This window comes from Jatrophihabitans sp., from assembly GCF_046262535.1.
GTDB lineage: Bacteria > Actinomycetota > Actinomycetes > Mycobacteriales > Jatrophihabitantaceae > Jatrophihabitans.
The window spans coordinates 27,436-53,738 of the sequence record NZ_JBHEMO010000112.1; the positions used below are offsets into that span (position 1 = coordinate 27,436).

The window sequence follows — 26,303 nt, forward strand, 5'->3', positions numbered from 1 at the left end:
CATCCAAACCGCCCGGATTCGCCGGGCCGGACAAGTATCCTGCGCGGACAACGGGTGCCGAGAGGGGGACCAGTGCTCGACGCGCTCGATGCCGACGCCGTGCGCCGGTGGAGCCGCAGCGCGGTCGACCTGCTCGAGACGCACCGCGCCGAGATCGACGCCTTGAACGTGTATCCGGTCGCCGACTCCGACACCGGCAGCAACCTGGTGACGACGCTGCGCTCGGCCGACGCCGCCCTCGGTGCGGCGCAGCCGGCGAATGCCGGCGCCGCACTGGCCGAGATGGCCGTCGGTGCAGCCCACGGGGCACTCGGGAACTCCGGGTTCATCGTGTCGCAGATTTTGCGTGGCCTGGCCGATGCGACCAGCGGCGACCTCGACGCCCCGGCGATCACCGCCGGCCTGGACCGCGGAGCCGAGCTGGCCCGCACGGCGGTGGTCACCCCCGTCGAAGGGACGATCCTCACCGTCGCCCGCGCCGCGAGCGACGGCGCGCTCGGAGCCACCCTGGGTGAGATCGTCGTCAACGCAGTCCGGGCCGCCGACGTCGCGTTGCAGCGCACGCCGAGCCAACTGGCCGACCTCGCGCAGGCCGGGGTGGTCGACGCGGGTGGCCGAGGGCTCGTCGTCCTGCTCGAGGCGCTGGCCCGCACGATCACCGGCGTCGTCACGCCCATCGCCCCGGTCCGCGTGCCGCTTCGGTCGGCGTCGGCCGCCCACGGGGAAGGCGGCGACTTCGCCTTCGAGGTGCAGTACCTGCTCGAGGCATCGTCGGGCGCTGTGGACGTCCTGCGCGATGCGCTGGCCGACCTCGGCGACTCGGTCGCCGTCGTGGCCGTCGGAGAAGGCGTGTGGAACGTTCACGCACATGTCGACGACGTCGGCGCGGCCATCGAAGCAGGGGTCAACGCCGGGCGTCCCTACGAGATCTCGGTCGTGCGCTTCTCCGACCAGATGCGTGACGCCGCCCAGCGCGGCGCGATCGCCGTCGTGGCAGTCGCACCGGGCGTCGGCCTTGCCCACCTCTTCGAAGCTGAGGGCGTGCACGTCGTCGAAGGGGAAGGCGACAGTCCGCCGTCGGTCGACGCCGTGCTCGACGCGATCCGGGCGACCGGCGCGCGCGACGTGGTCCTGCTGCCCAATGCCGCGCGCGTCTCAGGGGTGGCCGAACAGGCCGCCGAGCGGGCGCGGGCACAGGGCAACCACGTGTCGGTCGTCCCCACCCGGTCGCCGGTGCAGGGCCTGGCCGCCATCGCCGTCCACGACCCCACCCGCCGCTTCGACGACGACGTCATCGCCATGGCCGAGGCGGCGGCGGCGACGCGGCACGCCGAGCTGACGGTCGCCCGCACCGAGGCGCTGACCGCGGTCGGCATCTGCCAGCCCGGCGACATCCTCGGCCTCATCGACGACGACGTGGTCGAGATCGGGCGGGGCATGCTGGCGGTCGCGTTCACCGTCGTCGACCGGCTACTGGGAGTCGGTGCCGAGCTGATGACGGTGCTGGTCGGCGCCGACGCGCCACCCCGGACCGGAGACCAGATCAAGGCGCACGTGCGCGAGCGCGCTCCGTTCACCGACGTCACCATCTACCTGGGCGGCCAACCCGACCACCCGGTGATCATCGGCGTGGAGTAGCTCCGTGCCCATGCTCGATTCGAAGCTCGCCGACACCGTCGGCGGTCGCACCGCGAAGGCGCTCGAGAAGGCCTTCGGCATGCAGACGGTCGCGGACCTGCTGGCCCACTACCCGCGCCGGATGGCCGAACGCGGTGAACTCACCGAGCTGTCCTCGCTGCGCGTGGACGACGACGTGACCGTCGTGGCCGACGTCCGCACCACCGCGGTCAAAGGCCCGCCGGCGAACCCGCGACTCGAGGTCGTCGTCGGCGACGGACCGGACAAGTTGCATCTGGTCTTCTTCGGCCGCCGGAGCACCTGGCGCAAGAACGAGCTGCAACCGGGTGCGCGCGGGTTGTTCTCCGGCAAGGTTGGCGTGTTCAACGGCACGCGCCAGCTCGTGCACCCCGAGTACGTGCTGTTGCGCGGCGATTCGCTGGACGAGACCGCGGCCGACGTCTACGCGGGCCGGCTGATCCCGATCTATCCGGCCACCCAGTCGGTGCGCACCTGGGTCATCTCCAACGCTGTCCAGCAGGCGCTGCAGGTGCTCGACCCGGTACCGGACCCGCTCGACGCCGAGGTCCGGGCGCGCCGCGGCCTCTTGTCTCTCGACGCCGCCCTGCGGGCCATGCACGAGCCGGACGACCGCGAGCAGTGGGCCGCCGCCCGCCGGCGGCTGGCCTGGGACGAGGCGATGGGCGTCCAGCTCGCGCTGGCGCAGCGGCGCTGGCTGGCCGGCGCCAACCCGGCCGTTCCCCGTCGCCGCAGGAGGGGCGGCCTGCTCGACGCGTTCGACGCCGCGCTGCCTTTCACCCTGACCGCCGGGCAGCGGGAGGTCGGGGACCTGGTCGCCGACGAGCTCGGCCGCGATCACCCGATGCACCGGCTGCTCCAAGGCGAGGTCGGATCGGGCAAAACGGTGGTGGCCCTGCGCGCGATGCTGCAAACCGTCGACGGCGGCGGCCAGGCCGCCCTGCTGGCGCCGACCGAGGTGTTGGCCGGCCAGCACGCGCGCACCCTCGACACCCTGCTCGGACCGCTCGCCCGCGGCGGCGAGCTCGGCGGCAGCGAGACGGCCACCCGCGTCGCCCTCCTGACCGGCTCGCTGCCCGCCGCCGCGCGCAAGCGTGCGCTGCTCGACGCGGCGGGGGGCGCGGCCGGCATCGTCGTCGGCACCCACGCGCTCATTCAGCAGCACGTCAGCTTCGCCGACCTGGGTCTGGTCGTCGTCGACGAGCAGCACCGCTTCGGCGTCGAGCAGCGGGATGCGCTGCGGGGCAAGGCCACGACGCCGCCCCACGTGCTGGTCATGACCGCCACCCCGATCCCGCGGACGGTGGCGATGACGGTGTTCGGCGATCTCGAGACGTCGACGCTGTCCGAACTGCCGGCCGGGCGGGCGCCGATCGCGACGAGCGTCGTGCCGGCTGCCGAGAAGCCGGGCTGGCTCGACCGTACGTGGCAGCGGATCCGCGAAGAGGTCGCGGCCGGACGGCAGGCCTACGTCGTCTGCCCGCGGATCGGGGAGGGCGGCGATCTCGCCGACTTCGACGCCGAGCTGGCCGACTACGACGACGGAGAAGGTGTGGGTGACCGCCAGCGGCGGCCGCCGCTGGCGGTTAAGGAGGTGCTGCCGATGCTCAGCGAGGGACCGCTCGCGGGGCTGCGGCTCGCACCGCTGCACGGTCGGCTGACCCCGGAGGACAAGGACCGCACGATGGTCGACTTCGCGGCCGGACGGATCGACGTCCTGGTCGCGACGACGGTGATCGAGGTCGGCGTCGACGTCCCGAACGCCACGGTGATGGCCGTGCTGGACGCCGACCGGTTCGGCATCTCGCAGTTGCACCAGCTGCGCGGCCGGGTGGGTCGCGGCGGCCATCCGGGTCTCTGCTTGCTGGTCACCGACGTCGTGGGCGACGCGTCGGCCCGCGAACGGCTGGATGCGGTGGCCGCCACCACCGACGGTTTCGAGCTCGCGCGCCTCGACGTGCAGCAGCGCCGCGAGGGCGACGTGCTCGGCGCGGCGCAGTCGGGACGCCGCCGCCAGCTCCGGCTGCTGTCCCTGCTGCGCGACGAGGACCTCATCACCGCGGCCCGGGCCGAGGCGAGTGACATCGTGGCCGCGGATCCGACGCTGGCCGAGCATCCGCTGCTGGCTGCCCAGGTGGCCGCGCTCGTCAACGACGACCAGGCCGAGTACCTGGAAAAGGCGTGAGCACACAGGTCGAACGGTCGGCGTGTGGCGACGCAGCGGGTTACCGGCGGCGTGTCGCGCCCGCCGGCTGGCCACACACGGGAACGAGTGGGATCGGCGGGGTCGACCCATGAGGATTGTCGCCGGGTTGGCCAAGGGCCGCCGGCTGGCCGCGCCGGCCGACGCCACCCGGCCGACCTCCGACCGCGCCCGCGAGGCCTTGTTCAACTCGCTGGCCGCACTCCTGGACCTCGACGGGATCCGCGTGCTCGATCTGTTCGCCGGCACCGGAGCGGTCGGCCTCGAGGCACTGTCACGGGGGGCGGCCGAGGCGGTGTTCGTCGAATCCGACCGCGCGGCCCTCGACGTCCTGCGCCGCAACGTCGACGCGGTGGGCCTGCCCGGCGCCACCGTCGTGCGCCGCCCGGTGGCCGCGTTCCTCGACGGCGCACGCGAGGCCCGGGAAGACGCCCGCTTCGATTTCGTCTTCGCCGATCCGCCGTACGCACTGGACGACGCGGCACTCGGCGCCCTGCTGACCAGCCTGGTCGACGGTGACCACCTCGCCGAGCACGCCGTCGTCGTCGTCGAGCGGTCCGCGCGGGGCGCCGGTCCGGACTGGCCGACCGGGATCACACCGATTCGCGACCGGCGCTACGGCGAGGGCGTCCTTTGGTACGGTCGCCGACAATGAAACCGCCCGCCGCAGACGGCACCGCCAAGGTCCGCCGGGCTCTGTGCCCGGGGTCGTTCGATCCGGTCACCAACGGCCACATCGACATCATCGGCCGTACCGCCAGCCTCTACGACGAGGTGGTCGTCGCGGTCTTCGTCAACCAGTCCAAGTCCGGGCTGTTCAGCGTCGACGAGCGCCGCGAGATGCTGCTCGAGGTCACGTCCGCCTACCCCAACGTCACCATCGACACGTTCGAGGGCCTGGTCGTCGACTACTGCCGCGCCCACGACATCCCGGTCATCGTCAAGGGCCTGCGTGCGGTCAGTGACTTCGACTACGAGCTGCAGATGGCGCAAATGAACCGGGGCCTGGCCGGGGTCGACACGCTGTTCATGCCGACCAACCCGGAATACAGCTTCCTTGCCTCTAGCCTGGTCAAAGAGATCGCGAAGTGGAGCGGCGACGTCTCCTCGCTCGTTCCACCGAACGTCCTGAAGATGCTGAAGGAGCGCAACAGCGCGACGAGCTAGGCGGGGGTTACGGATGAGCACCGACGAGGCCCTGCGGCGCACGGACGAACTGCTGAGCGAACTCATCGAGATCGTCGAGACGGCCCGTGCCGTCCCGATGTCCGCGTCCTGCGTGTTGCCGCGCGAGCGGATCCTCGACCTGCTGGACGAGCTGCGCGAGGTCCTCCCCCCGGAGATGGACGAGGCGCGCACGGTCATCGCCACCCGCGACCGTGTGCTCAAGGACGCCTACTCCGCGGCCGCCGAGCTGCGCGAGCGGTCCGTGGCCGACGGCGACGCGGTTCTGGCCGACGCGCGGCACCGTGCCGAGGCGGTCCTCGCCGACACCGACCAGCAGGCCGCCGCAATCGTCGCCGCCGCCCAGGCCGAGCACGGCCGGCTGGTGTCGGCCACCGCGGTGCACCAGGCCGCCGCCGCCGCCTCGGCCGCTCTCCGCGAGGACGCCGAGGCCTACCAGGCCCAACTCAGCAGCCAGGCTCAGGGCTACGACGCCGAGATCCGGGCCGACGCCGACCGGTACGCCGCCGAGGCCCGTACCGAGGCCGAGCGCTACGCCACGAAGCTGACTGCTGATGCCGAGAACTACGCCGAGCGCACCCTCGACGAGCTGTCGGCCGTCCTGCACAAGGCGGCCGCCACGGCCGAGCAGGGCCGGACCGCGCTGCGCCAGCGGCGGGCCGGCGCGTGGACCTCGGACGGCCCCCGCGAGGGCGACGAGCGAGCGCCGATTTCGGCCTGAGGCCCCCGCTGGGTAGGCTGGACGACGGTCTCAACCCGACCAGGTTCGTCTTCGCATGCTCGAGAACACCACACCGATGCCCCAGCCGCACACCACTCCGCGCAGTCCGTTCCTATTCGACCTGCGCGAACTGGGCCGCGGACCGGGGTGCCTGAAGGATTATCGGCGTTCTGTTCCCGCGCCTGCGGGGCTCGGACTTGATCTCATCGGAGTGCCGGAAGGTGCTCCGCTCGCACTGGATGTTCGGCTGGAGTCGGTCACCGAGGGCGTGCTCGTCACGGGCACGGTCACGGCCCCGCTCACCGGTCAGTGCGGGCGGTGCCTCGACCCGATCTCCGACGAGCTGGTCGTCGACGTTTGTGAACTGTTCGCCTATCCGGACAGCGTCACTGACGAGACGACCGAGGCGGACGAGATCCATCGGATCGACGGCGACCGCCTCGACGTCGAACCGGTGGTGCGTGACTCGGTCGTCCTCGGCCTGCCGTGGACGCCGCTGTGCCGGCCTGATTGCGCCGGTCTCTGCCCCACTTGTGGGCAGCGGCTGGACGATCTGCCGGCCGGGCACACGCACGACCTGCTCGACCCCCGCTGGGCGGCGCTGGCGAAGTTCACCGACGCCGGCGGCTCGCCCGACCAGCGCACCAACAGTTCAACTAGTCAGGAGTAGACGACGTGGCCGTTCCGAAGCGCAAGATGTCGCGCAGCAACACCCGAGCCCGCCGATCGCAGTGGAAGACGTCGGCGCCGACGCTCGTGCGCTGCCCGAACCGCGCCTGCGGCGAGATGGTGCTGCCGCACACGGCGTGCTCCAACTGCGGCCAGTACGACGGCAAGCAGGTCCTGGCGGTCTGAGCCCGTGCGGCTCCGTACCGATGCAGGGAACACCCGAGCTCGCTGACCAGAGAGGGTTGGCCAAGGCACTCGGCGTCGAGATCGACGCCGAGTTGCTGCGTCGTGCCCTGACCCACCGCTCCTACGCCTACGAGCACGGCGGCCTCCCGCACAACGAGCGGCTGGAGTTCCTCGGCGACGCCGTGCTCGGCATCGTCATCACCGACACCTTGTACCGGGCACATCCCGACCTCACCGAGGGCCGGCTGGCCAAGCTGCGAGCGTCCGTCGTCAACATGCGAGCCCTCGCCGGCGTCGCCCGCACCGTCGGCCCCGAAGGGTTGGGCAGCTACGTCCTCCTCGGACGGGGCGAAGAGGCGACCGGCGGCCGCAACAAGGCGAGCATCCTCGCCGACACGCTCGAAGCGATCCTCGGCGCGGTGTACTTCCAACTGGGGCTCCCGGTTGCCGCCCGGGTGATTCACCAGCTCTTCGACGAACTGCTCGGGGACGTGGCCACCGCCGGCGCCGGCCTGGACTGGAAGACCAGCCTGCAGGAACTCACCGCCGAGCGCGGCCTCGGTGTGCCCGAGTACGTCATGTCCGCGGCCGGCCCCGATCACGAGAAGACCTTCACCGCGCAGGCCCAGGTGGCCGGCGAGCTGTTCGCCGCGTCGTCGGGCAGCAGCAAGAAGGAGGCCGAGCAACTGGCGGCCGAGACGGCGTGGCGGACGATCTCCGGCCGCGACTCCGTCGCTCGCTGAACGCCGTCCGTGCCCGAACTTCCTGAGGTCGAGACCGTCCGACTCGGGCTGCAGCGCTGGGTCGCCGGCCGCACCGTCGCCTCCGTCGAGGTGCGGCACCCGCGCGCGGTCCGGCGCCATCTCGGCGGCGGCCCCGATCTGGCCGCGCGTCTCGCCGGGCTCACCGTCGAGGCGGCCTCGCGTCGCGGGAAGTACCTGTGGCTGCCGCTCGCCGGGCCGGAGGGAGCACGCGGCGAGAGCCTCATCGCCCACCTGGGCATGAGCGGGCAGCTGCTCGTGCAGCGGCCGGACGCGCCGGACGAGAAGCACCTGCACGTGCGGGTCCGGTTTACCGACGGCGGGTCCGAGCTGCGCTTCGTCGACCAGCGGACCTTCGGCGGTGTCCTGCTGGACCGCCTGGTTCCGGCCGCCGACCGGCCCGAGGAGTCGATCCCGGAGCAGATAGCGCACATCGCCCGCGATCCGGTCGACCCGCACTTCGACGACGCGCTGTTCACCGCCCGTCTGCGGCGGCGCGACTCCGAGCTGAAACGGGCCCTCCTCGACCAGTCGCTGGTGTCAGGGATCGGCAACATCTATGCCGACGAGTCCCTGTGGCGTGCCCGGCTGCACGGCATTCGGCGAACCGGCGCGCTGACCCGGCCGGTCGTCGCCCGGCTGCTGGAGGAGGTTCGCGGTGTCCTCGCCGACGCCATGTCGGCCGGCGGGACGTCGTTCGACGCCCTCTACGTGAATGTCAACGGCGAGAGCGGGTATTTCGACCGGTCCCTGGCCGTGTACGGGAAGGAGGGAATGCCGTGTCCGCGGTGTGGGACGCCCGTCCGCCGGGCGTCGTTCATGAACCGTTCGAGCTTCTTCTGCCCGACGTGCCAGCGTCTCCCGCGCCGACCGAATGTCCGATAGGCGGAGTTGACCGGGCCGTTACCTCGGTGAGACCATGGATCGACCGACGGGAGCCTCGCCTGGCCGGCGCAGGGGCCCTGATCCGGGGTACATCGGATCGGGATCCACAGCCGGATTCGGCGCCCTCCCGCCTGCGTCACACAATGGCAGCGTCCAGGGCCAGCGGGCACCATCCGTCGAAGCCCGGGACACACAGGGGAAATGAAGGGTCGCCACATGGCACGCGCCCTGATGGGACACGTCGGTTCGCCCGGACAAGATACTTTGGCATTCGAGATCGCGCGGCTGCGCCGCCGAGTCACGGAGCTGGAGGCAGAGGTGACCCGGTTGCGGGAAGGCAGCGCCGAACTCGACCTCGAGCTGCATCGGATCGCCGAGGCGTCCGAACCAGCGCTGGCCTGACCTGCACGTCGCGCCCTCTCGGCGTCGCCGTCCTCGCAGGGTAGGTTCGGTGCGGCATCACTCCGGCCGGCGTCGTTGCGCCGCTCGGACCGCGCCGAACCGTGCTGACATGCGCTGATCCAGGAGTTCCGTGCACCTCAAGTCGCTGACGCTGCGGGGCTTCAAGTCCTTCGCATCGGCAACCACCCTGCGCTTCGAGCCGGGGATCACCTCCGTCGTCGGCCCGAACGGCTCGGGCAAGAGCAATGTCGTCGACGCCATCGCCTGGGTTCTCGGCGAGCAGGGCGCCAAGGCGCTGCGCGGCGGCAAGATGGAGGACGTCATCTTCGCCGGCACCGCCGGCCGCCCCCCGCTGGGCCGGGCCGAGGTCACGCTGACGATCGACAACACCGACAACGCGCTCCCGATCGACTACACCGAGGTGTCGATCACCCGGCGGATGTTCCGCGAGGGCACCAGCGAGTACGAGATCAACGGCGAGAGCGCCCGGCTGCTCGACATCCAGGAACTGCTGTCCGATTCCGGCATCGGCCGCGAGATGCACGTCATCGTCGGGCAGGGGCAGCTCGACGCCGTCCTGCAGGCCCGTCCGGAGGAGCGTCGCGGGTTCATCGAAGAGGCGGCCGGCGTCCTGAAGCACCGCAAGCGCAAGGAAAAGGCGCTGCGCAAGCTCGACGCAATGCAGGCTAACCTCACCCGGGTCACCGATCTGACCGCCGAGCTACGCCGCCAGTTGAAGCCGTTGGGCAAGCAGGCCGAGATCGCCCGCCGGGCGGCCGGCGTGCAGGCCGAGCTCCGGGACTCGCGGCTGCGCCTGCTCGCCGACGACCTCCTCGTGCTGCGGGCCGAGCTCGAACGCGAGGTCGCCGACGAAGAGGCCATCCGGGCCCGCCGCACCCAGGTCGAGACGGCCTTCGAGGAAGCCCGCGAACGCGAGGCCGCGCTGGAGCAGCAGCTCGCAGGCGACGCGCCGCTCGTGGCCCGAACTCAGGACACCTGGTACCGCCTGTCGGCGCTCGAGGAACGATTCCGCGGGACGGCGTCGCTCGCTGCAGAGCGCGCGCGCCATTTGTCGGCCGAACCCGAGGAGGTGCGCACTGGGCGCGACCCGGAGGCGATGGAGGCCGAGGCGGCCGAGGTGCGCCAGGACGAGGACCGGCTGCAGGCCGAACTCGACGCGTCACACGCTGCGCTGACCGAGGTCGTCGGCCAACGGCAGGCCCTGGAACGCCGCCTCGTCGACGCCGAACGCGCCGTGGTCGCCGCGGTGCGCGCCGTGGCCGACCGGCGTGAGGGCCTGGCCAAGCTGGCCGGACAGGTCAATGCGCTTCGGACCCGGGCGACGGCCGGACGCGACGAGAGCGAGCGGCTGTCGGCCGCCGCCGCCGACGCCCGCGAACGGGCCGAGCAGGCCGAGGCCGAGCTGGCTCGGGTCCAGGCCGAGGTCGGCATGCTCGACGCCGGCGAGCTGGGCCTCGACACCCGTCACGAGAACGCTGTGGCGGCGTTCGGGGCCATCGAGGCGAAGGTGCGCGAGCTCACCGCGGCCGAGCGCGAGGCCGAGCGGGAACGGTCCACCTGGACCGCCCGCGCGGACGCCCTCGTCGTCGGTCTCACCCGCAAGGACGGCACGGCCGCGCTGCTCGCCGCCGGTCCCCGCCTGCCCGGTGTGCTCGGATCGGTCGCGGATCTGCTGACCGTCGCGCCCGGACACGAGGCTGCCGTGGCGGCGGCCCTGGGGACGCTCGCCGACGCGGTGGCCGTCGACTCGCTCGGCGACGCCGTCCAGGCCCTCGAGATCCTGAAAGCCGAGGACGGTGGCCGCGCCGGCCTGCTGGTCGGTGCGGCCCGGACCGATACGGCGGCCGACCGGTCGCTGCCGGCGCTGCCGCCCGGCGGGCTTTGGGCGGTCGACGTCGTCCAGGCGCCGGCCGGGCTGCGCGGGAGCGTCGCGTCGGCGCTGGACCGGGTGGCCATCGTCGCCGACCTCGCCGCCGCCGCCGCCCTGGTGGCTGATCATCCCGACGTCCGCGCCGTCACTCCGGACGGTGACGTGCTGGGCGCGCACTGGTCGGCGGGCGGGTCGTCGTCGGCCCCGTCGGCCATCGAGATCAGCGCAGCCGTCGACGAGGCGCGCCAACGTGCCGACGAGGCCGCCGCCCGTCACGAGCGATTGCACGCCGAGCTGGCCGCGGCGCGGGCCGAGTCGGCCGCCAAGCGCAACGACGTCGAGATCGCGCTCGAGGCGCTGCACGAGTCCGACGCCAAGCTCTCGGCGGTGGCCGAACGGCTGGCCCAGCTGGGCCAGGTCGCCAGCTCGGCCGCGGCCGAGGCCGCCCGCATGGACGGGGCCCGGGCCAAGGTCGACGACGCGCGGGATCGCGACCTCACCGGGCTGGCCGAGCTCGAGGAGCGGCTCCAGCTGGCTGAGTCGTCGGCCGGCGAGCCGGACGAGCCGGACACCGCCGATCGCGACGCGTTGCAGCTCCAGGTCGGCGCGGCGCGGCAGGCCGAAATGGAGGCCCGGCTCACCGTCCGCACCGGCGAGGAGCGGGTGCGGGCCATGCACGGGCGGGCCGATCAGCTGCTTCGTGCGGCCGAGATCGAACGCACCGCCCGTCGACGCCAGCAAGAGGCGCGCGAGGCACGCGCTCGCGGCGCCGTGGTTGCCGGTGAGGTCCGCGATGCCGCCCGGCAGGTGTTGAGCCGGATCGGCGAGTCCGTCGCCGCCGCCGCCGCTGCCCGCGACGATGTGCAACGCGCCCGGACCGGGCGCGAGGCCGAGCTGACCACGGTCCGTGTCCGGATCCGTGAGCTGGCCGACGAGCTGGCCCGGCTGACCGACGCCGTCCATCGCGACGAGGTGATGCGCGCCGAGCAGCGGCTGCGGATCGAGCAACTGGAGGCGCGCTCGGCCGAGGAGTACGGCGTCGAGGTCGAGACTCTGCTCGCCGAGTACGGGCCCGACCAGCCGTGCCCGCCGAGCGCGATCGAGACGGCGGAGTACGAGCAGGCCCGCGAGCGCAGTGAGGACGTCGTCGCCCCCCGGCCCGGTCCGTACGAGCGCGCTGTCCAGGAGAAGCGAGCCGCGCGGGCCGAGCGCGACCTCGCTCTGCTCGGCAAGGTGAACCCTCTGGCGCTCGAGGAGTTCGCCGCCCTCGAGGAGCGGCACCAGTTCCTGTCGACGCAGCTCGAGGATCTCAAGCAGACGCGGCGGGACTTGCTGACCGTCGTGAAGGAGGTCGACGAGCGGATCCTCGAGGTGTTCACCAGCGCCTACAACGACGTCGCTCGCGAGTTCGAGATCGTGTTCGCCGCCCTCTTCCCGGGCGGTGAGGGACGGCTCGTCCTCACCGAACCGGACGACATGCTGCTCACCGGCATCGATGTCGAGGCCCGGCCGCCGGGGAAGAAGGTGAAGCGGCTGTCTCTGCTGTCCGGCGGGGAGCGCTCGCTGGTCGCTGTCGCGCTGCTCGTGGCGATCTTCCGGGCCCGGCCCAGCCCCTTCTACATCATGGACGAGGTCGAGGCGGCGCTCGACGACACGAACCTCGGCCGCTTGCTCGACCTCGTCGAGCAGCTGCGGGAGAGCAGCCAGATCATTCTCATCACCCACCAGAAGCGGACGATGGAGATCGCGGACGCGCTGTACGGGGTGACCATGCGTGGCGACGGGGTGACCCAGGTCATCAGCCAGCGGCTGCGGGAGGTCGTCTGAGGGCTCCTCCGCGGGGGTTGCCTGCCTGTGACATCAATTCGCCGGTTGGTGCCCCAGGGCGGGGTTCGCCTACCGTGGTGGGGTGTACAAACCTTTCTCGTCGCGGTCGACCCGCCTGGTTCTGGGCCTGACGACCACTGTCGGCCTGCTAGTGAGCGCCTGCTCCTCGGGAGGATCTCCCGCCACGCGGACGGTCACCAGGACCGGCGCGAACGGTTCGGTCAGCACCAGCGTCTCGTCCTCGGGCGCCAGCTCGACCGTCGCGTCGACCACCGCCCCCGCGGCGGCGCCCGTCCACATCAAGCTGCTCAACAGCGACAACTCGACCTACGGCGTCGGCATGCCGATCATCGCGTTCTTCTCCAAGCGGATCACGAGCGGCAAGGCCCTGCAGAACGCCACGAAGACCACGGTGAACGGGCAGCCGCTGAACGGTGCGTGGTACTTCGAGACCTCGAGCTATTACCGGGGCTACCCGATCGAGGCGCACTGGCGCCCGCAGGCGTACTGGCCGGCGCACGCGACCGTCCACGTGACGATCCCGGCCAAGGGGCTGTCGGCCGGCAAGGGACTCGCCTTCGACGACAGCCTCACCCTCGACTTCTCAACGGGCGCGCGGAACATCTCGACGGTCGACGACGCCACGCACAAGATGACGGTGACCACCGACGGGAGGAGCTACGGGGTATTCCCGGTCTCCCTCGGCGCAAACCGCACACCGACCGCCCACGGCATCAAGGTGATCATGGAAAAGGGTCGCAGCATCTGCATGTCGGGCCCGGGCTATCACGAGTGCGGCGTCAAGTACACGCAGCGGCTGACCTATGGCGGTGAGTACCTGCACTCCGCGCCGTGGAACATCTCGAACATCACCCACGGAGTCGACTCGTCCAACGGCTGCACCAACCTGCTGCCCAGCGACGCGCAGCGGCTCTACGGGTTCCTCCAGGTCGGCGACGTCGTCGAGTACCCGAACGCCAACGGCCCCTCGATGCAGCTCGGCGCCGGGTACGGCGACTGGAACATCAACTGGGGGACGTGGCAGTCCGGCGGCCTGGTGTCCACCACCGCCTGACGCTTCGGTGTGAGGACCTCTCGCTGCCCTCGGCCGTCGGCCGGGGGCAGCGTCGTTCGTGCGGCCCTATTCCGGCTGACAGGATGAAGGCGTGGTCTACCTCTATATCGCCCTGGCCGTTGTCGTCCTCGCGATCGTGCTGGGCGCCGCCCTGGTCGTGCCCCGACGGCGATCCGGCCGCCTCCAGGTCCCCCCGCCGCCGCCGCGCATCGGTGGGGAGGCGGAAGGCGCCGCGAGTTCGGTCGGCACCGCCGTCCAAGTACCGCCAGAAGCCCCGGTAGCGACTGAGGCTCCCTCCGCCCCTGCCGTACCCGAACTCGACGTCCCCGAGCCGACCGCTGGCCGGTTGCTTCGGCTGCGCGCCCGCCTCGCCCGTTCGCAGAGCTCGCTCGGCCGGGGGCTGCTGTCCGTACTGTCGCGCGACAAGCTCGATGACGACGCCTGGGACGAGGTGGAAGAGGCGCTGCTGACTGCCGATGTCGGCCTCGGTGCCACCACGGAGATCGTCGACCGGCTGCGCACCCGCACGAAGGTGCTGGGCACCCGCTCACAGGGCGAGCTGCGGGCGTTGCTGGCCGAGGAGCTCGTCGCGGCGCTGCAGCCCGACCTCGACCGGACACTGCACTCGACGCCGACGAGCGACCGTCCGGCCGTGGTCATGGTCGTCGGCGTGAACGGCACCGGCAAGACCACGACGTGCGGGAAGCTGGCGCGGGTGCTGGTGGCCGACGGCCGCACAGTGCTGCTCGGCGCGGCGGACACCTTCCGCGCCGCCGCCGCCGACCAGCTGGCCACGTGGGGCTCGCGGGTCGGCGCCGAGACCGTGCGCGGGCCGGAGGGCGGGGACCCGGCCTCGGTCGCCTTCGACGCGGTGAAACAGGGGACCGAGCGCGAGGTGGACACCGTCCTCATCGACACCGCGGGACGGCTGCACACCAAGGTCGGCCTCATGGACGAGCTCGGCAAGGTCAAGCGGGTGGTCGAGCGGCAGGGCCCGGTCGACGAGACGCTGCTCGTGCTCGACGCGACCACCGGCCAGAACGGGCTGACTCAAGCGCGGGTGTTCACCGAGGTCGTCGACGTCACCGGCATCGTGCTGACCAAGCTGGACGGCACGGCCAAGGGCGGCATCGTCATCAGCGTGCAGCGCGAGCTCGGCGTGCCGGTGAAGCTGATCGGGTTGGGCGAGGGCGCCGATGACCTGGCGCCCTTCGATCCCGAGCAGTTCGTCGACGCTCTCCTTGGATAGGCGCTCGGGGACTTCGTCCCTCGCGCCGGGCCGCGGCGCCTGAAGACCCCGGCTTCCCTCCTCGCTCGCTCCTTCGTCGCTTCGGCTCGTCGGTCCAGCCGGGGTCGCGCCGCGGGCGCGGGCTGCCCGGCATGATGGGCGGCATGCTTGCCCTCTACAAACCGAGCGCGGCGGCGGGGTTCGAGCTCGTCGAGCGCCCGGAGCCGTCGGCCGCTGCGCACGAGGTCAAGATCCGGGTCCTGCGCACCGGGATCTGCGGGACCGATCTCCACATCGAGTCCTGGGACGCGTGGGCGGCGGGAGCCGTCGATGCGCCGCTGATCCCGGGCCACGAGTTCTGCGGCGAGGTCGTCGGGATCGGCGCCGACGTCCGCGACGTCCGGGTCGGCGACCTGGTTTCCGGCGAGGGGCACATCGTGTGCGGCACCTGCCGCAACTGCCGGGCCGGGCGGCGCCACCTGTGCATCCGGACGTCGTCGGTCGGCGTCAACCGCGACGGAGCGTTCGCCGAGTTCGTCGTCCTGCCCGAGTCGAACGTCTGGGTGCACCACACGCAGATGGATCCTGATTTGGGCGCGATCTTCGATCCGTTCGGCAATGCGGTGCACACCGCGCTGTCGTTTCCGCTCGTCGGTGAGGACGTGCTGATCACCGGCGCCGGCCCGATCGGACTCATCGCGGCCGAGGTCTGCCGGCACGTCGGCGCGCGGTTCGTCGTGATCACCGACGTGTCGCCGTACCGGTTGGAGCTCGCCCGCTCGATGGGCGTGGACCTCGCACTCGACGTCTCGAGCGAGTCGGTCGCCTCGGCCCAGAAGCGCCTGGGCATGGTCGAAGGCTTTGACGTCGCGCTCGAGATGAGCGGCCATCCAGCCGCCCTGCCCGACATCATCACCAACCTCAACCACGGCGGCCGGATCGCCATGCTCGGCCTGCCCAGCACCCCGATCGAGATCGACTGGGCCAAGGTCGTCAGCCACATGATCACGATCAAGGGCATCTACGGCCGCGAGATGTACGAGACGTGGTACGCAATGAGCGCAATGCTGCGCTCCGGCCTCGACATCTCGGCGGTGATCACCCATCGGTTCAGCGCGGTGGACTGGGCCGAGGGCTTCGCGACGGCCCGCGGCGGACAGTGCGGCAAGGTCGTTCTCGACTGGACGGAGCTCTGAGATGGCGTACGGAACAGTGCGCGACGGACTGCGCGGAACGCTGGACGAGATCCGCGAAGCCGGGCTCTACAAGCACGAGCGCGAGCTCGCGTCACCGCAGTCGGCGCACGTTCGGGCCGGCGGGAACGAGGTCCTGAACTTCTGCGCGAACAACTACCTCGGATTGGCCGATCACCCGGACGTCGTCGCGGCCGCCCGCCAGGCATTGGACGACTGGGGTTTCGGAATGGCCAGCGTCCGCTTCATCTGCGGCACCCAGACCCAGCACACTGCGCTCGAGCAGCGGCTGTCGCAGTTCCTCGGTACCGAGGCGACCATCCTGTTTTCGTCCTGCTTCGACGCCAACGGGGGCGTGTTCGAAGTGCTGCTGGACGAGCACGATGCGGTGATCTCCGACGAGCTGAACCACGCCTCGATCATCGACGGCATCCGGCTGTCGAAGGCCAAGCGGCTGCGCTACCGCAACCGGGACATGGTGGATCTCGAGAACACGCTGCGCACATCGGCGACCGACGCGAGGCGCCGGTTGATCGTCACCGACGGCGTCTTCTCGATGGACGGTTACCTGGCCCCCTTGGACAAGATCTGCGACCTGGCCGACCGGTACAACGCGCTCGTCATGGTCGACGACTCGCACGCTGTCGGGTTCATGGGGCCGTCCGGCGCTGGAACGCCGGAACTGTTCGGGGTCCAGGACCGGGTGGACATCAACACCGGCACGCTGGGCAAGGCGCTGGGTGGTGCGTCCGGCGGGTACGTGAGCGCGCGGGCCGAGATCGTCGAACTACTGCGGCAGCGCGCGCGTCCCTACCTGTTCTCGAACGCCGTGGCCCCGTCGGTGGTCGCCGGCTCGATGGCGGCCATCGAACTCGCGGCGTCCGGGGGAGCGCAACGCGACCGGCTGCACGCCAACGCCGCGCTGTTCCGCCGGCTGATGACCGAGGCCGGCTTCGACCTGCTGCCCGGCGAGCATCCGATCGTGCCGGTGATGTTCGGCGACGCCGCGGTGGCCGGCCGGGTTGCCGACGCCATGCTCGACTCGGGGGTCTACGTCATCGCCTTCAGCTACCCGGTGGTGCCGCACGGCAAGGCGCGCATCCGCGTCCAGCTGTCCGCGGCGCACTCTGAAGACGACGTCGCGACCTGCGTTAGCGCGTTCGTCGCTGCGCGCGACAAAGTGACCGGCTGACCGTCGCCCCACTTCCCGCTTTGCACCTTTCAGGGCTGCTCAGCGGGCCGTTTTACCACCCTGAAAGGTGCAAAGCGGAGTCAGGACAGGGCGGCGTCGCAGTTGGCGAGGATCGCGGCCGAGACGTACTGCGCCAGTCCCGGTACGACCGCGTCGTAGGCGGCCCGGAACCGCTCGTCGGCGAGGTACATCTCAGCCAGACCCCGGTGCTGGTCGTAGCCGCAGTCGTAGAACCACCGCGTGATGTAGCGCCGGTGCTGCTCGGCCAGTTCGCGGGCGAGCGCACTGGAGGGCGGCGTCCCCGCCCGGAAGGCCGCAGCGAAGGCACGTAACCCCTCGTCCCCTTCCTCCTTCAACCGGACCCAGCCGACCTTCGTGTACGTGGTCGTGCGGCGTTGGGACTCCTTGTACGTGTCGCTCTCGCCCCATCTTTCCCGCGCCTCATCGGCCCAGTCGGTGCTGACCTTGTCGGTGCCGAAGACCTCGAACTGCTCCTGCGGTGTCAGCGACATGCCCATCTGCCTGGCCTCCATCTCCTTCTCGAGTGCGTCCAGCAGGTCCTGCTGCCGCCCGATGCGTTCGCGCAACATCCGGTGCTGGTTGCGCAGGGGTGCGTCGGTGCCGCGGCCGGGATCGGCCAGCATCGCCGCGATCTCGTCCAACCCGAAGTCCAGCGCGCGATAGAACAGGATCGTGCGCAGCCGCTCCAGGTCGGGCGAGCCGTAACGGCGGTGACTGGCGGCGGTCCGCTCCGTCGGGCGGAGCAGGCCGATGGCGTCGTAGTGGTGCAGGGTGCGCACCGACACCGACGCGAGTTCGGCCAGCTCGCCCACGGAGTACGTCTGGCTGGTCATGCGACAACTGTGCAACCTGACGTCGCGTGAGGTGCAAACCTGATTTCCTGCCGAGTTGCCCGCGCTTGCCCACGTCATGGTGTGGCGAGGCATGGACAACTTGGGTGGGACTCCGTGGGACGTCAGCGCTTCAGGCGCTTCATCACCAGCAGGTGGTGGACGTAGGCGCCGGCCAGGGCGGGGATGAACAGCAGGGCGAGCGGGCCGCCGCCGAGCACCGTGCCGACGATCGACAGCAGCAGGGCGGCGACGACCACGCAGGCGTAAGCGAGCAACCAGGGATTCGCCGCCCAGGCGGTTCGGTACTCGAACCAGGTGTTCACGCGCCGACAGTAGCGTCCGAGCTCAGGGTCAGCCTGCGTCCGCTCCGCACCTGGCAGTATCGCTGCGTGGCCTCGTTCTGGCGCGATCCCGTCGTGCTGACCTTCGTCGGCGAGGACAATCGCCCCCTGGGCCGGCTGACCAACCCGCCGCACGTTCCGCGAGTCGGGGAGAACGTCCGGCTCGCCGACGTGCCCCATGTCGTCGCCCGAGTCGGCTACGACGTCGCGGGCGGCGAGTTGACGGGCATCTGGGTGGTTTGTCGACCGGCCTGAGCGACAGCTCACAGGCGGACCCCGCGGTTGGTTACATGTCTGAAACGTGGCCTGCGCATTCGCGTAACACCGCAACACGACGCTGACGGCGACCTGAGCGCTCCCCTCCGGGGAAGCGCCATCGGACCTATCCGGACGAGGGGAAGCCTTACGTGTCGCACCTCATGCTCGCCAGCGATCTGGCAGTGAAGTACGTTCCGCTGCCCGACAAGCAGATCGACTCGGGCGCGACGGCGTGGATCCTCGCGTCATCCGCGCTCGTGCTGCTCATGACGCCGGCGCTGGCCTTCTTCTACGGCGGCATGGTCCGCGCAAAGCACGCGCTGACGATGCTGCTGCAGAACTTCGCGGCCATCGGCGTCGTCAGCGTCACCTGGATCCTCATCGGGTTCACCTGGGCATTCAGCGGTGACGGCAAGTACCTGGGCGATCTGCACTTCGTCTTCCTGAGGCACATGGCCGACGAGGTACCGACGCTCGGCAGCGCCCAGCTCATCCCGACGCTGTGTTTCGTCGCGTTCCAACTGACGTTCGCGATCATCACGCCCGCGCTGATCACGGGCTCGACGGCCGACCGGTGGAAGTTCGGCGCGTTCGTCACGTTCGTGGCCGTGTGGTCGATCGTCATCTACGCGCCCGTCGCCCACTGGGTCTTCGACGCGTACGGCTGGCTGAACCGCTCGGCCATCGAGCCGGGCAATCACTTCTTCGCCGAGGACTTCGCCGGTGGAACCGTCGTGCACATCAACGCGGGTGCGGCTGGCCTGGCCATGGCGATCGTGCTGGGCAAGCGCAAGGGCTGGCCGAAGGAGCAGATGCGCGGACACAACATCCCGTTCGTCCTGCTGGGCGCCGGGCTGCTGTGGTTCGGCTGGTTCGGCTTCAACGCCGGCTCGGAACTCGGCGCCGACAGCGTCGCCAGCGCAGCGTGGGTGAACACCAACACCGCGACGGCCACCGCCCTGCTCGGCTGGCTCGTCGCCGAGAAGCTGCGCTATGGCAAGTCGACGGCGCTGGGTGCCGCGTCCGGTGCCGTCGCCGGGCTCGTCGCGATCACGCCGTGTGCCGGTTGGGTCAGCCCCATGGGATCCATCTTCATCGGGTTCATCGCCGGCTTCCTCTGCGCGTTCGCCATCAGCCTGAAGAACAAGTTCGGCTACGACGACTCGCTCGACGTCGTCGGTGTTCACTTCGTCGGCGGGTGGATCGGCACCCTGTCGGTGGGCTTCTTCAGCACGACCGGCACCAACTCGCTGGGCAACGACGGCATCCTGTACGGCGGGGGCGGCCACTTCGGGGGCTGGAACCTGCTGCTGCACCAGTTCCTGGCCGCCGGTGCGGTGACGATATTCTCCTTCGTCGGGACGCTGATCATCGGCTACGTGATCAACATCTTCATCAAGAACCGGGTTCCCGAGGAGTGGGAGGTCGAAGGCCTCGACACCGCGATGCACGGAGAGTCGGCCTACGACTGGGGCGGCGTGGGCACGTCCGGCCAGTTCGGCAGCCACACCGGTGCGGTTGCCACCAAGGAAGGTGTTCTCGCATGAAGCAGATCACGGCAGTGGTCAAGCCGTTCAAGCTCGACGACGTGAAGGCGGCGCTCGAGGTACTCGGTGTGCAGGGCCTCACGGTCAGCGAGGTACAGGGCTTCGGCCGCCAGCGCGGTCACACCGAGGTCTACCGCGGCGCCGAGTACACCGTCGACTTCGTGCCGAAGGTGAAGATCGAGGTGATCGTCGGCGACGGTGACGTGGACAAGCTGGTCTCGGCCATCGTCGAGGCGGCGCGCACCGGCAAGATCGGTGACGGCAAGGTGTGGGTGACATCGGTCGAGTCGCTGGTCCGGGTCCGCACCGGTGAACGCGACGCCGACGCCATCTGAGTCGCTCCGCGAGTTCCGGGCCGGCGTTCTGCGCCGACCCGGGCTCGTCGGGGCCCCGCTCCGCCAGGAACTGTCCGACGGGTACGACGAGTGGCTGCGCGGAGTGCTCGAGCCGCGCGACGGCGTCGCGCTGGTCGCTGTCGGCGGACTCGGCCGGCGCGAGCCGGCGCCGCACTCCGACCTCGACCTCGTCCTCTTGCACGACGGCAAGGTCGCCGGGTTGGCCAAGCTGGCCGACGCCATCTGGTACCCGATCTGGGACAGCAAGCTGTCCCTCGACCACTCCGTCCGCACACCGGAGCAAGCCGTCAGCGTCGCCAAGGACGACCTCAAGGCGCTCCTCGGGCTGCTCGACATCCGGCACATCGCCGGTGACCCTGGCCTCACCGGGCGCGTGCGCGGCAGCGTTCTCGACGTCTGGCGGTCGACCGCGGTCAAGCGGCTGCCGGAGATGAAGGCGATCTCGCGGGAGCGGTGGGGCCTGGCCGGTGAGGCGGCCTTCCTGCTCGAGCCGAACCTGAAGGAATCGCGCGGTGGGCTGCGCGACGCGCAGGCGCTGCACGCCCTCGCCGCGGCCCAGCTCGTCGACTATCCGGTCTGGGTGCGCGAGGCGTATCCGGTGCTGCTGGACGCGCGCGGTGAACTGCAGCGCATGGCCGGCCGGGCCGAGGACGTCCTGCGCCAGCAGGAGCAGGACGGCGTGGCCGCCGCTCTCGGCTTCGTCGACACCGACCGTGAGCAGGGGCGGGACGCATTGTTGCGCCGGGTCAACGAAGCCGCCCGCTCGATCGCGCACGCTCTCGACCTCGCATGGCGGCGGATCGAGTCGACGCAGGCCCGGGCTCCGCGCCGCCGGTTGTTCGGGTCCGTCCGGCCCGGCCCGGAGCGCGTCGGGCTGGCCAAGGACGTCGTCGAGCAGGACGGCGAGGTCGTGCTGGCTCGCGACGCCGACCCGTGGTCGGATCCCGGGCTCACCATGCGCGTCGCTCGCGCCGCCGCCGAGCACGACCTGCCGATCGCGCCGTTCGCGCTCGAACGGCTGGCGTCGGAGTCGGCACCGGTGCCGCGGCCGTGGCCCAAACCGGTGCTCGATGACTTCCTGGCCGTTCTCGGTGCCGGCCAACCGGCGATCCCGGTCCTGGAATCCCTCGATCAGGCCGGACTGCTCGTTGCCCTGATCCCCGAATGGGACGCGGTGCGCTGCCGGGCGCAGCACAATCCGGTGCACCGGTTCACCGTCGACCGGCACCTGCTCGGCACCGCGGCGGCGGCCGCCGAGCACGACGGCGACGTCGACCGGCGCGACCTGCTGCTCGTCGGCGCGCTGCTGCACGACATCGGCAAGGGCTTCCCCAGCTTTGACCACTCGGTGAGCGGCGCCGAGCACGCCGCCGTGATAGCCGAGCGGATGGGCTACTCCGGCGTCGACCACGCGATGATCGTCGGCCTCGTCCGCCACCACCTGCTGCTGCCCAACACCGCTACCCGCCGCGACCTCGACGACCCGATGACGATCACCATCGTGCGCGAAGCGGTGGGCGACTCGTCCGAGCTGCTGGACCTGCTGCACGCTCTCGCCGTCGCCGACGCAGCTGCCACCGGACCGGCCGCGTGGAGTGACTGGAAGGCGGCCCTCATCGCCGACCTGGTCGCCCGGTCGCGGGCCGCCGCGAACGGCAGCCGGCAACCCGCGACCGCGCCGCTGGACGACGAGCGGCGCGAGCTGGCCGAGCGCGGCGAGCTGGCCGTGGTCGTGCGCCCGGGCGAGGTCGTGATCGCCGCACCGGACGAGACCGGCACGCTGTACCGCAGCGTCGGCGTCCTGGCCCTGCACGCGCTCGACATCCGCGAGGCGTCGATCCGCACACACGGCCACATGGCGGTGAACCGCTTCGTCGTCGAGCCGCGGTTCGGGCAGATGCCCGACCCGGTGCTCGTGCGCAGCGATCTCGCCCGTGCCCTGAAGCGCGAGCTCGGCCTGGCCGAGAAGCTGGCCGAGAAGGAGCGGACGTATTCGCGCCGCCCGCCGGGAGCCGCCCACCGGCGTCCGTCCCTCCTGTGGTTCGACGACGCCACGGACGCGACCGTCATCGAATTCCGGGGCGAGGATGAGATCGGGTTGCTGTTCCGGATCACCGCGGCGTTGGAACGGGCCGGTCTCGACGTCCGGTCGGCGCGGGTCTCGTCGGTCGCAGGCGCGGTCGTCGACGCCTTCTACGTCACCGACCGCGACGGGAAGCCGATCCCACCAGAGGCGCGTCCGGCGCTCGAGACCGAGTTACGCTCGGCCTGGCCTCGGTGAGCCCCGTCATCGACTGACGGTTTCGTCCCGCGCGCAGGCGGTGAGACTGCCCGCATGCGCACCGTCGAGGGACCGATGCAGCGGCTGGCCGTGCTCGTGGCGGGCGCCGTAGCGCTGACCGTGCCCTTCGCGGTTTGCGCGCAGGCCGACCCGAGCGATGACGCGGTCAGCGCGCTGAGGAGCGCCTCCGTGTACGTCGGCGCCGATGCGCCCAAGATCGACAAGACAAAGCTCGGCGAGGACACCCTCGGTGAGGTGAAGGTGGCGATCCTGCCGACCGGCGGACCGAACCCAGTGTCGGTCGCCCGGTCGATCGGGCAGCGTCTGGATCCGGACAAGAAGGGCCTCACCGTCCTGGTCTTCGAAGGCCACAGCTACGGCACGGCGTCGAGCTCCCACTGCGGCGCGGCCACGGCAATCGACAACGCCGTCGAGAGCAACCGTTCCCAACTGCAGTCCTCGGACGACGTGACGAGCACGGTGATCGACTTCGCCGCCGCGGTGCGCAAGGCGCCCAGCGCCTCCGGCGGCTGTGACAACTCATCGAGCGGGAACACCGACACCGGCAGTGGCTCGACCAGCGGGTCCGGCCACTCGAAGGGGTCCGATCACACCGGGACCGTGCTGCTCGTCCTGCTGTTGTTGCTCATCGCCGGCGTCGCCTACTACGTGCACTCCCGCCGCCGGCGCGCCCGGGAACGCGCCGCACGGACGCTCTCCGATGCCCGCGCGCAGGTGACTCCGTACTACGACCGGCTCGCCAACGAGGTGAACACCATCAACCCCGGCAGCAACGCAACAGCCCGCCAGGCGATGGCCGACGCGAGCGAGCGGTTCAGGTCGGCCGGTGGGCAGCTGGCCACGGCCGATTCCCTGGAGAAGTACGCGCAGGCCCGGCGGACGACGCTCGAAGGCCTGTACGCCGCCCGCACGGCCCGGACGGCGCTCGGGCTCGATCCGGGACCGGAGTTGCCGCCCATCGCCCAGGGCACCGGCGACCAGCTCAACCAGCCGCAGGAGGTCACTGTCCAGGGGCAGACCTTCCAGGGCTACCCCGACTACCGGCCGGGCGCGCCGTACTACTACGGCGGCGGCTACGGAGTGCCCGGCGGCTGGTACGGCGTGCCGTTCTGGGAGACCTTGTTGCTCGGCAGCGTCCTCACCGGCGGGTTCGGCGGGTTCGGCGGTGGCTGGGGCGGTTTCGACGCCGGGTACGGCACCGGCTACGACGCGGGCTACAACGCCGGTGAGGACGCCGGCGACAACGGCAGCGGCAACGACTACGGCAGCGGCTGGGGCGACAGCGGCGGCGGCGGCGACTGGGGTGACGGCGGCGGTTGGGGCGACAGCGGGGCCGGTGGCGATTGGGGTGGCGGAGGCGGCGACGGCGGCGGCAGCTGGTGAGTCCCTCGGTTCACACCCGTACCCGCCGCTGACTCGGCGGTGGGACCGCGAATTAGCGACGGATACGGATGCAAAGGGGGTTTGACGTTGCTCACACGCAACTCGGTGCAGGCTTGCGAAACGTGCCGGTAACCTAGGAGCAGCTGCGCGGGCCGATGTCGTCCCGGCGGGAGTCCACTGTCGAACTCCCGTTGGAAGCTGAGAAACGCCAACATCGCCCACGACAGGAGTACGCATGACGCGTCCGTTCTCCGCCGTGCCCGAGGCCCAAGGCCTGTACGACCCCCGGTTCGAGCACGACGCCTGCGGCGTCGCGTTCGTGGCCGATCTGCACGGACGGGCGTCGCACCGGATCGTCGAGCAGGCGCTGACCGCCCTTCACAACCTCGATCACCGCGGGGCCGCCGGCGCTGAGCCGTCCTCGGGCGACGGCGCCGGCATGACGGTCCAGGTGCCGGACGCGTTCCTGCGGGCGGTGGCCGGCTTCGACCTGCCGCCGCGCGGCACCTACGCCGTCGGCAACGCGTTCGTGCCGGTCGACGACGCGTCGGCCACGCAGGCGGTCGGGCTCGTCGAGGCAGTCGCCGCCGAAGAGGGACTGACCGTCCTCGGCTGGCGGGCCGTGCCGACGCAGGCCGACGGGCTCGGGCCGACTGCCCGCAGCGTCATGCCGCAGTTCCGCCAGCTCTTCGTCGCCGGCGAACCCGGCGAGGGCGGCATCGAACTCGACCGCCGGGTCTACGCCTTGCGCAAGGTGGCCGAGCGGCGCGCCCGCGAGGCGGGGGTCGAGCTGTACTTCGCGTCGCTGTCGGCCCGCACGCTGGTCTACAAGGGCATGCTCACGACCGACCAGCTCGGTGTCGTCTTCCCCGACCTGACCGACCCGCGTTTCGAGAGCGCCATCGGCCTGGTGCACAGCCGGTTCTCGACGAACACGTTCCCGTCGTGGCCGCTGGCCCATCCCTACCGCTACATCGCGCACAACGGCGAGATCAACACCATCCGCGGCAACCGCAACTGGATGCGGACCCGCGAGGCCCTGCTCGAGACCGACCTCATCCCCGGCGACCTCAAGCGGCTGTACCCGATCTGCACGCCCGAGGTCAGCGACTCCGCGTCCTTCGACGAGGTCCTCGAGCTGCTGCACCTCGGCGGCCGTAGCCTCCCGCACGCGGTGCTGATGATGATCCCGGAAGCCTGGGAGAACAACCCTGGGATGGACCCGAAGCGCCGCGCCTTCTACGAGTTCCACTCCTGCCTGATCGAGGCGTGGGACGGGCCGGCCTGCGTCAACTTCACCGACGGGACACTCATCGGTGCAGTGCTCGACCGCAACGGCCTGCGTCCCGGTCGCTGGTGGCAGACCTCCGACGGGCTCGTCGTGCTGGGCAGCGAGTCCGGCGTGCTCGACCTCGACCCGGCGACCGTCGTCGCCAAGGGCCGTCTCCAGCCGGGACGCATGTTCCTTGTCGACACCGAGCGCGGCGAGATCCGCTCCGATGACGAGATGAAGTCCGAACTGGCCGAAGAGCACCCGTACGACGAGTGGCTGCACGCCGGCCTGATGCACCTCGAGAACCTGCGCGCTCGTGATCACGTCGTGTTCACGCACGAGTCGGTCACCCGCCGGCAGCAGATCTTCGGTTACACCGAGGAGGAGCTGCGGGTGCTGATCGCGCCCATGGCCACGTCCGGTGCCGAGCCGATCGGGTCGATGGGCACCGATACTCCGCTCGCGGTGCTGTCCAAGCGTCCCCGGATGCTCTTCGACTACTTCACCGAACTGTTCGCCCAGGTGACCAACCCGCCGTTGGACGCGATCCGCGAAGAGCTGGTCACCTCGCTGGCCGGCGGCATCGGCCCGGAGCAGAACCTGCTCTCACCCAATCCGGCGTCGTGCCGGCAGATCGTCATCCCGCGGCCCGTCATCGACAACGATGAGCTGGCCAAGATCTGGCACATCAATGCCGACGGGGACATGCCGGGCTTCCGGTGCCAGCTGATCGACGGACGGTTCCGCGTCCACGGAGGCGGCGAGGCGCTGGCCGCGGCCCTGGAGCGGGTGCGGCGCGAGTGCTCGGCCGCGGTCGAGGCCGGCGCCCGCATCCTCATCCTGTCCGACCGCGACTGCGATCCCGACCACGCGCCCATCCCGTCGCTGTTGCTGACGTCCGCGGTCCACCAGCAC

Annotated in this window: 23 protein-coding genes; 21 read left to right on the plus strand and 2 right to left on the minus strand. The window is 70.9% G+C overall.

The window, feature by feature from the left end; all coding sequences use genetic code 11:
• The first annotated feature begins 72 nt into the window (after positions 1-72).
• The 15 genes from ABR571_RS15140 (at position 73) to ABR571_RS15210 (ending at position 17,074) form a co-directional block, all read left to right on the plus strand.
• Positions 73-1,638, plus strand: coding sequence for a DAK2 domain-containing protein (locus tag ABR571_RS15140; RefSeq protein WP_409454036.1), 1,566 nt, complete (start codon positions 73-75; stop codon positions 1,636-1,638).
• Between the two features lie 10 nt (positions 1,639-1,648).
• Positions 1,649-3,841, plus strand: coding sequence for an ATP-dependent DNA helicase RecG (gene recG, locus ABR571_RS15145; protein ID WP_409454059.1), 2,193 nt, complete (start codon positions 1,649-1,651; stop codon positions 3,839-3,841).
• A 109-nt stretch (positions 3,842-3,950) separates the two neighbouring features.
• A complete protein-coding gene (gene rsmD, locus ABR571_RS15150; RefSeq protein ID WP_409454037.1) occupies positions 3,951-4,514 on the plus strand; it encodes a 16S rRNA (guanine(966)-N(2))-methyltransferase RsmD in 564 nt (187 codons plus the stop codon).
• Positions 4,511-5,026, plus strand: a complete 516-nt coding sequence (coaD, locus tag ABR571_RS15155; protein ID WP_409454038.1) for a pantetheine-phosphate adenylyltransferase — start codon at positions 4,511-4,513, stop codon at positions 5,024-5,026. The genes rsmD and coaD overlap by 4 nt, the downstream gene beginning before the upstream one ends.
• A 13-nt stretch (positions 5,027-5,039) precedes the next feature.
• Positions 5,040-5,765, plus strand: coding sequence for a hypothetical protein (locus tag ABR571_RS15160; RefSeq protein ID WP_409454039.1), 726 nt, complete (start codon positions 5,040-5,042; stop codon positions 5,763-5,765).
• A 211-nt stretch (positions 5,766-5,976) separates the two neighbouring features.
• Positions 5,977-6,435 (plus strand): YceD family protein, encoded by a 459-nt coding sequence (locus ABR571_RS15165; RefSeq protein ID WP_409454040.1) that lies wholly within the window; start codon positions 5,977-5,979, stop codon positions 6,433-6,435.
• 5 nt (positions 6,436-6,440) lie between these two features.
• A complete protein-coding gene (rpmF, locus tag ABR571_RS15170; protein ID WP_409454041.1) occupies positions 6,441-6,620 on the plus strand; it encodes a 50S ribosomal protein L32 in 180 nt (59 codons plus the stop codon).
• 20 nt (positions 6,621-6,640) lie between these two features.
• Positions 6,641-7,363: a ribonuclease III gene (gene rnc / locus ABR571_RS15175; protein WP_409454042.1), complete on the plus strand. Its 723-nt coding sequence runs from the start codon at positions 6,641-6,643 to the stop codon at positions 7,361-7,363.
• Positions 7,364-7,372: 9 nt separating this feature from the next.
• On the plus strand, positions 7,373-8,266 hold the full coding sequence (gene mutM / locus ABR571_RS15180; RefSeq protein ID WP_409454043.1) for a bifunctional DNA-formamidopyrimidine glycosylase/DNA-(apurinic or apyrimidinic site) lyase: 894 nt from the start codon (positions 7,373-7,375) through the stop codon (positions 8,264-8,266).
• Positions 8,267-8,482: 216 nt separating this feature from the next.
• The gene (locus ABR571_RS15185; protein ID WP_409454044.1) at positions 8,483-8,668 is read left to right on the plus strand and encodes a hypothetical protein; all 186 of its coding nucleotides are present in this window, start codon (positions 8,483-8,485) and stop codon (positions 8,666-8,668) included.
• 130 nt (positions 8,669-8,798) lie between these two features.
• Positions 8,799-12,386: a chromosome segregation protein SMC gene (smc, locus tag ABR571_RS15190; RefSeq protein ID WP_409454045.1), complete on the plus strand. Its 3,588-nt coding sequence runs from the start codon at positions 8,799-8,801 to the stop codon at positions 12,384-12,386.
• An 82-nt stretch (positions 12,387-12,468) separates the two neighbouring features.
• Positions 12,469-13,461: a L,D-transpeptidase gene (locus ABR571_RS15195; protein WP_409454046.1), complete on the plus strand. Its 993-nt coding sequence runs from the start codon at positions 12,469-12,471 to the stop codon at positions 13,459-13,461.
• 91 nt (positions 13,462-13,552) lie between these two features.
• A complete protein-coding gene (gene ftsY, locus ABR571_RS15200) occupies positions 13,553-14,710 on the plus strand; it encodes a signal recognition particle-docking protein FtsY (protein ID WP_409454047.1) in 1,158 nt (385 codons plus the stop codon).
• A gap of 143 nt (positions 14,711-14,853) precedes the next feature.
• On the plus strand, positions 14,854-15,885 hold the full coding sequence (gene tdh / locus ABR571_RS15205; protein WP_409454048.1) for an L-threonine 3-dehydrogenase: 1,032 nt from the start codon (positions 14,854-14,856) through the stop codon (positions 15,883-15,885).
• 1 nt (position 15,886) lies between these two features.
• Positions 15,887-17,074 (plus strand): glycine C-acetyltransferase, encoded by a 1,188-nt coding sequence (locus ABR571_RS15210; RefSeq protein ID WP_409454049.1) that lies wholly within the window; start codon positions 15,887-15,889, stop codon positions 17,072-17,074.
• 80 nt (positions 17,075-17,154) lie between these two features.
• Here the strand turns inward: ABR571_RS15210 and ABR571_RS15215 are convergent, their stop codons facing one another.
• Both ABR571_RS15215 and ABR571_RS15220 read right to left on the minus strand, forming a co-directional pair.
• Positions 17,155-17,928: a MerR family transcriptional regulator gene (locus ABR571_RS15215; protein WP_409454050.1), complete on the minus strand. Its 774-nt coding sequence runs from the start codon at positions 17,926-17,928 to the stop codon at positions 17,155-17,157.
• 122 nt (positions 17,929-18,050) lie between these two features.
• Positions 18,051-18,251, minus strand: coding sequence for a hypothetical protein (locus ABR571_RS15220; RefSeq protein ID WP_409454051.1), 201 nt, complete (start codon positions 18,249-18,251; stop codon positions 18,051-18,053).
• A 66-nt stretch (positions 18,252-18,317) separates the two neighbouring features.
• Here ABR571_RS15220 and ABR571_RS15225 point away from each other — a divergent pair, with 66 nt between their 5' ends.
• From ABR571_RS15225 to ABR571_RS15250, 6 genes are all read left to right on the plus strand, one after another.
• The gene (locus ABR571_RS15225; protein WP_409454052.1) at positions 18,318-18,524 is read left to right on the plus strand and encodes a hypothetical protein; all 207 of its coding nucleotides are present in this window, start codon (positions 18,318-18,320) and stop codon (positions 18,522-18,524) included.
• 164 nt (positions 18,525-18,688) lie between these two features.
• A complete protein-coding gene (locus ABR571_RS15230; RefSeq protein ID WP_409454060.1) occupies positions 18,689-20,074 on the plus strand; it encodes an ammonium transporter in 1,386 nt (461 codons plus the stop codon).
• On the plus strand, positions 20,071-20,409 hold the full coding sequence (locus ABR571_RS15235) for a P-II family nitrogen regulator (protein WP_409454053.1): 339 nt from the start codon (positions 20,071-20,073) through the stop codon (positions 20,407-20,409). Before ABR571_RS15230 ends, ABR571_RS15235 begins: the two co-directional genes overlap by 4 nt.
• The gene (locus ABR571_RS15240; RefSeq protein WP_409454054.1) at positions 20,384-22,711 is read left to right on the plus strand and encodes a [protein-PII] uridylyltransferase; all 2,328 of its coding nucleotides are present in this window, start codon (positions 20,384-20,386) and stop codon (positions 22,709-22,711) included. Before ABR571_RS15235 ends, ABR571_RS15240 begins: the two co-directional genes overlap by 26 nt.
• A gap of 54 nt (positions 22,712-22,765) precedes the next feature.
• The gene (locus tag ABR571_RS15245; protein WP_409454055.1) at positions 22,766-24,115 is read left to right on the plus strand and encodes a hypothetical protein; all 1,350 of its coding nucleotides are present in this window, start codon (positions 22,766-22,768) and stop codon (positions 24,113-24,115) included.
• Between the two features lie 235 nt (positions 24,116-24,350).
• Positions 24,351-26,303: glutamate synthase central domain-containing protein (locus ABR571_RS15250; RefSeq protein ID WP_409454056.1), on the plus strand; the 1,953-nt coding region annotated here is incomplete at its 3' end.

Excerpts from the sequence above, each read along its gene's own strand:
- ABR571_RS15215 (WP_409454050.1), bottom strand. The coding sequence starts at position 17,928 with ATGACCAGCCAGACGTACTCCGTGGGCGAGCTGGCCGAACTCGCGTCG.
- ABR571_RS15210 (WP_409454049.1), top strand. The coding sequence starts at position 15,887 with ATGGCGTACGGAACAGTGCGCGACGGACTGCGCGGAACGCTGGACGAG.
- recG (WP_409454059.1), top strand. The coding sequence starts at position 1,649 with ATGCTCGATTCGAAGCTCGCCGACACCGTCGGCGGTCGCACCGCGAAG.
- ABR571_RS15235 (WP_409454053.1), top strand. The coding sequence starts at position 20,071 with ATGAAGCAGATCACGGCAGTGGTCAAGCCGTTCAAGCTCGACGACGTG.
- ABR571_RS15160 (WP_409454039.1), top strand. The coding sequence starts at position 5,040 with ATGAGCACCGACGAGGCCCTGCGGCGCACGGACGAACTGCTGAGCGAA.
- ABR571_RS15185 (WP_409454044.1), top strand. The coding sequence starts at position 8,483 with ATGGCACGCGCCCTGATGGGACACGTCGGTTCGCCCGGACAAGATACT.
- ABR571_RS15245 (WP_409454055.1), top strand. The coding sequence starts at position 22,766 with ATGCGCACCGTCGAGGGACCGATGCAGCGGCTGGCCGTGCTCGTGGCG.
- coaD (WP_409454038.1), top strand. The coding sequence starts at position 4,511 with ATGAAACCGCCCGCCGCAGACGGCACCGCCAAGGTCCGCCGGGCTCTG.
- rnc (WP_409454042.1), top strand. The coding sequence starts at position 6,641 with ATGCAGGGAACACCCGAGCTCGCTGACCAGAGAGGGTTGGCCAAGGCA.
- rsmD (WP_409454037.1), top strand. The coding sequence starts at position 3,951 with ATGAGGATTGTCGCCGGGTTGGCCAAGGGCCGCCGGCTGGCCGCGCCG.
- ABR571_RS15230 (WP_409454060.1), top strand. The coding sequence starts at position 18,689 with ATGCTCGCCAGCGATCTGGCAGTGAAGTACGTTCCGCTGCCCGACAAG.
- tdh (WP_409454048.1), top strand. The coding sequence starts at position 14,854 with ATGCTTGCCCTCTACAAACCGAGCGCGGCGGCGGGGTTCGAGCTCGTC.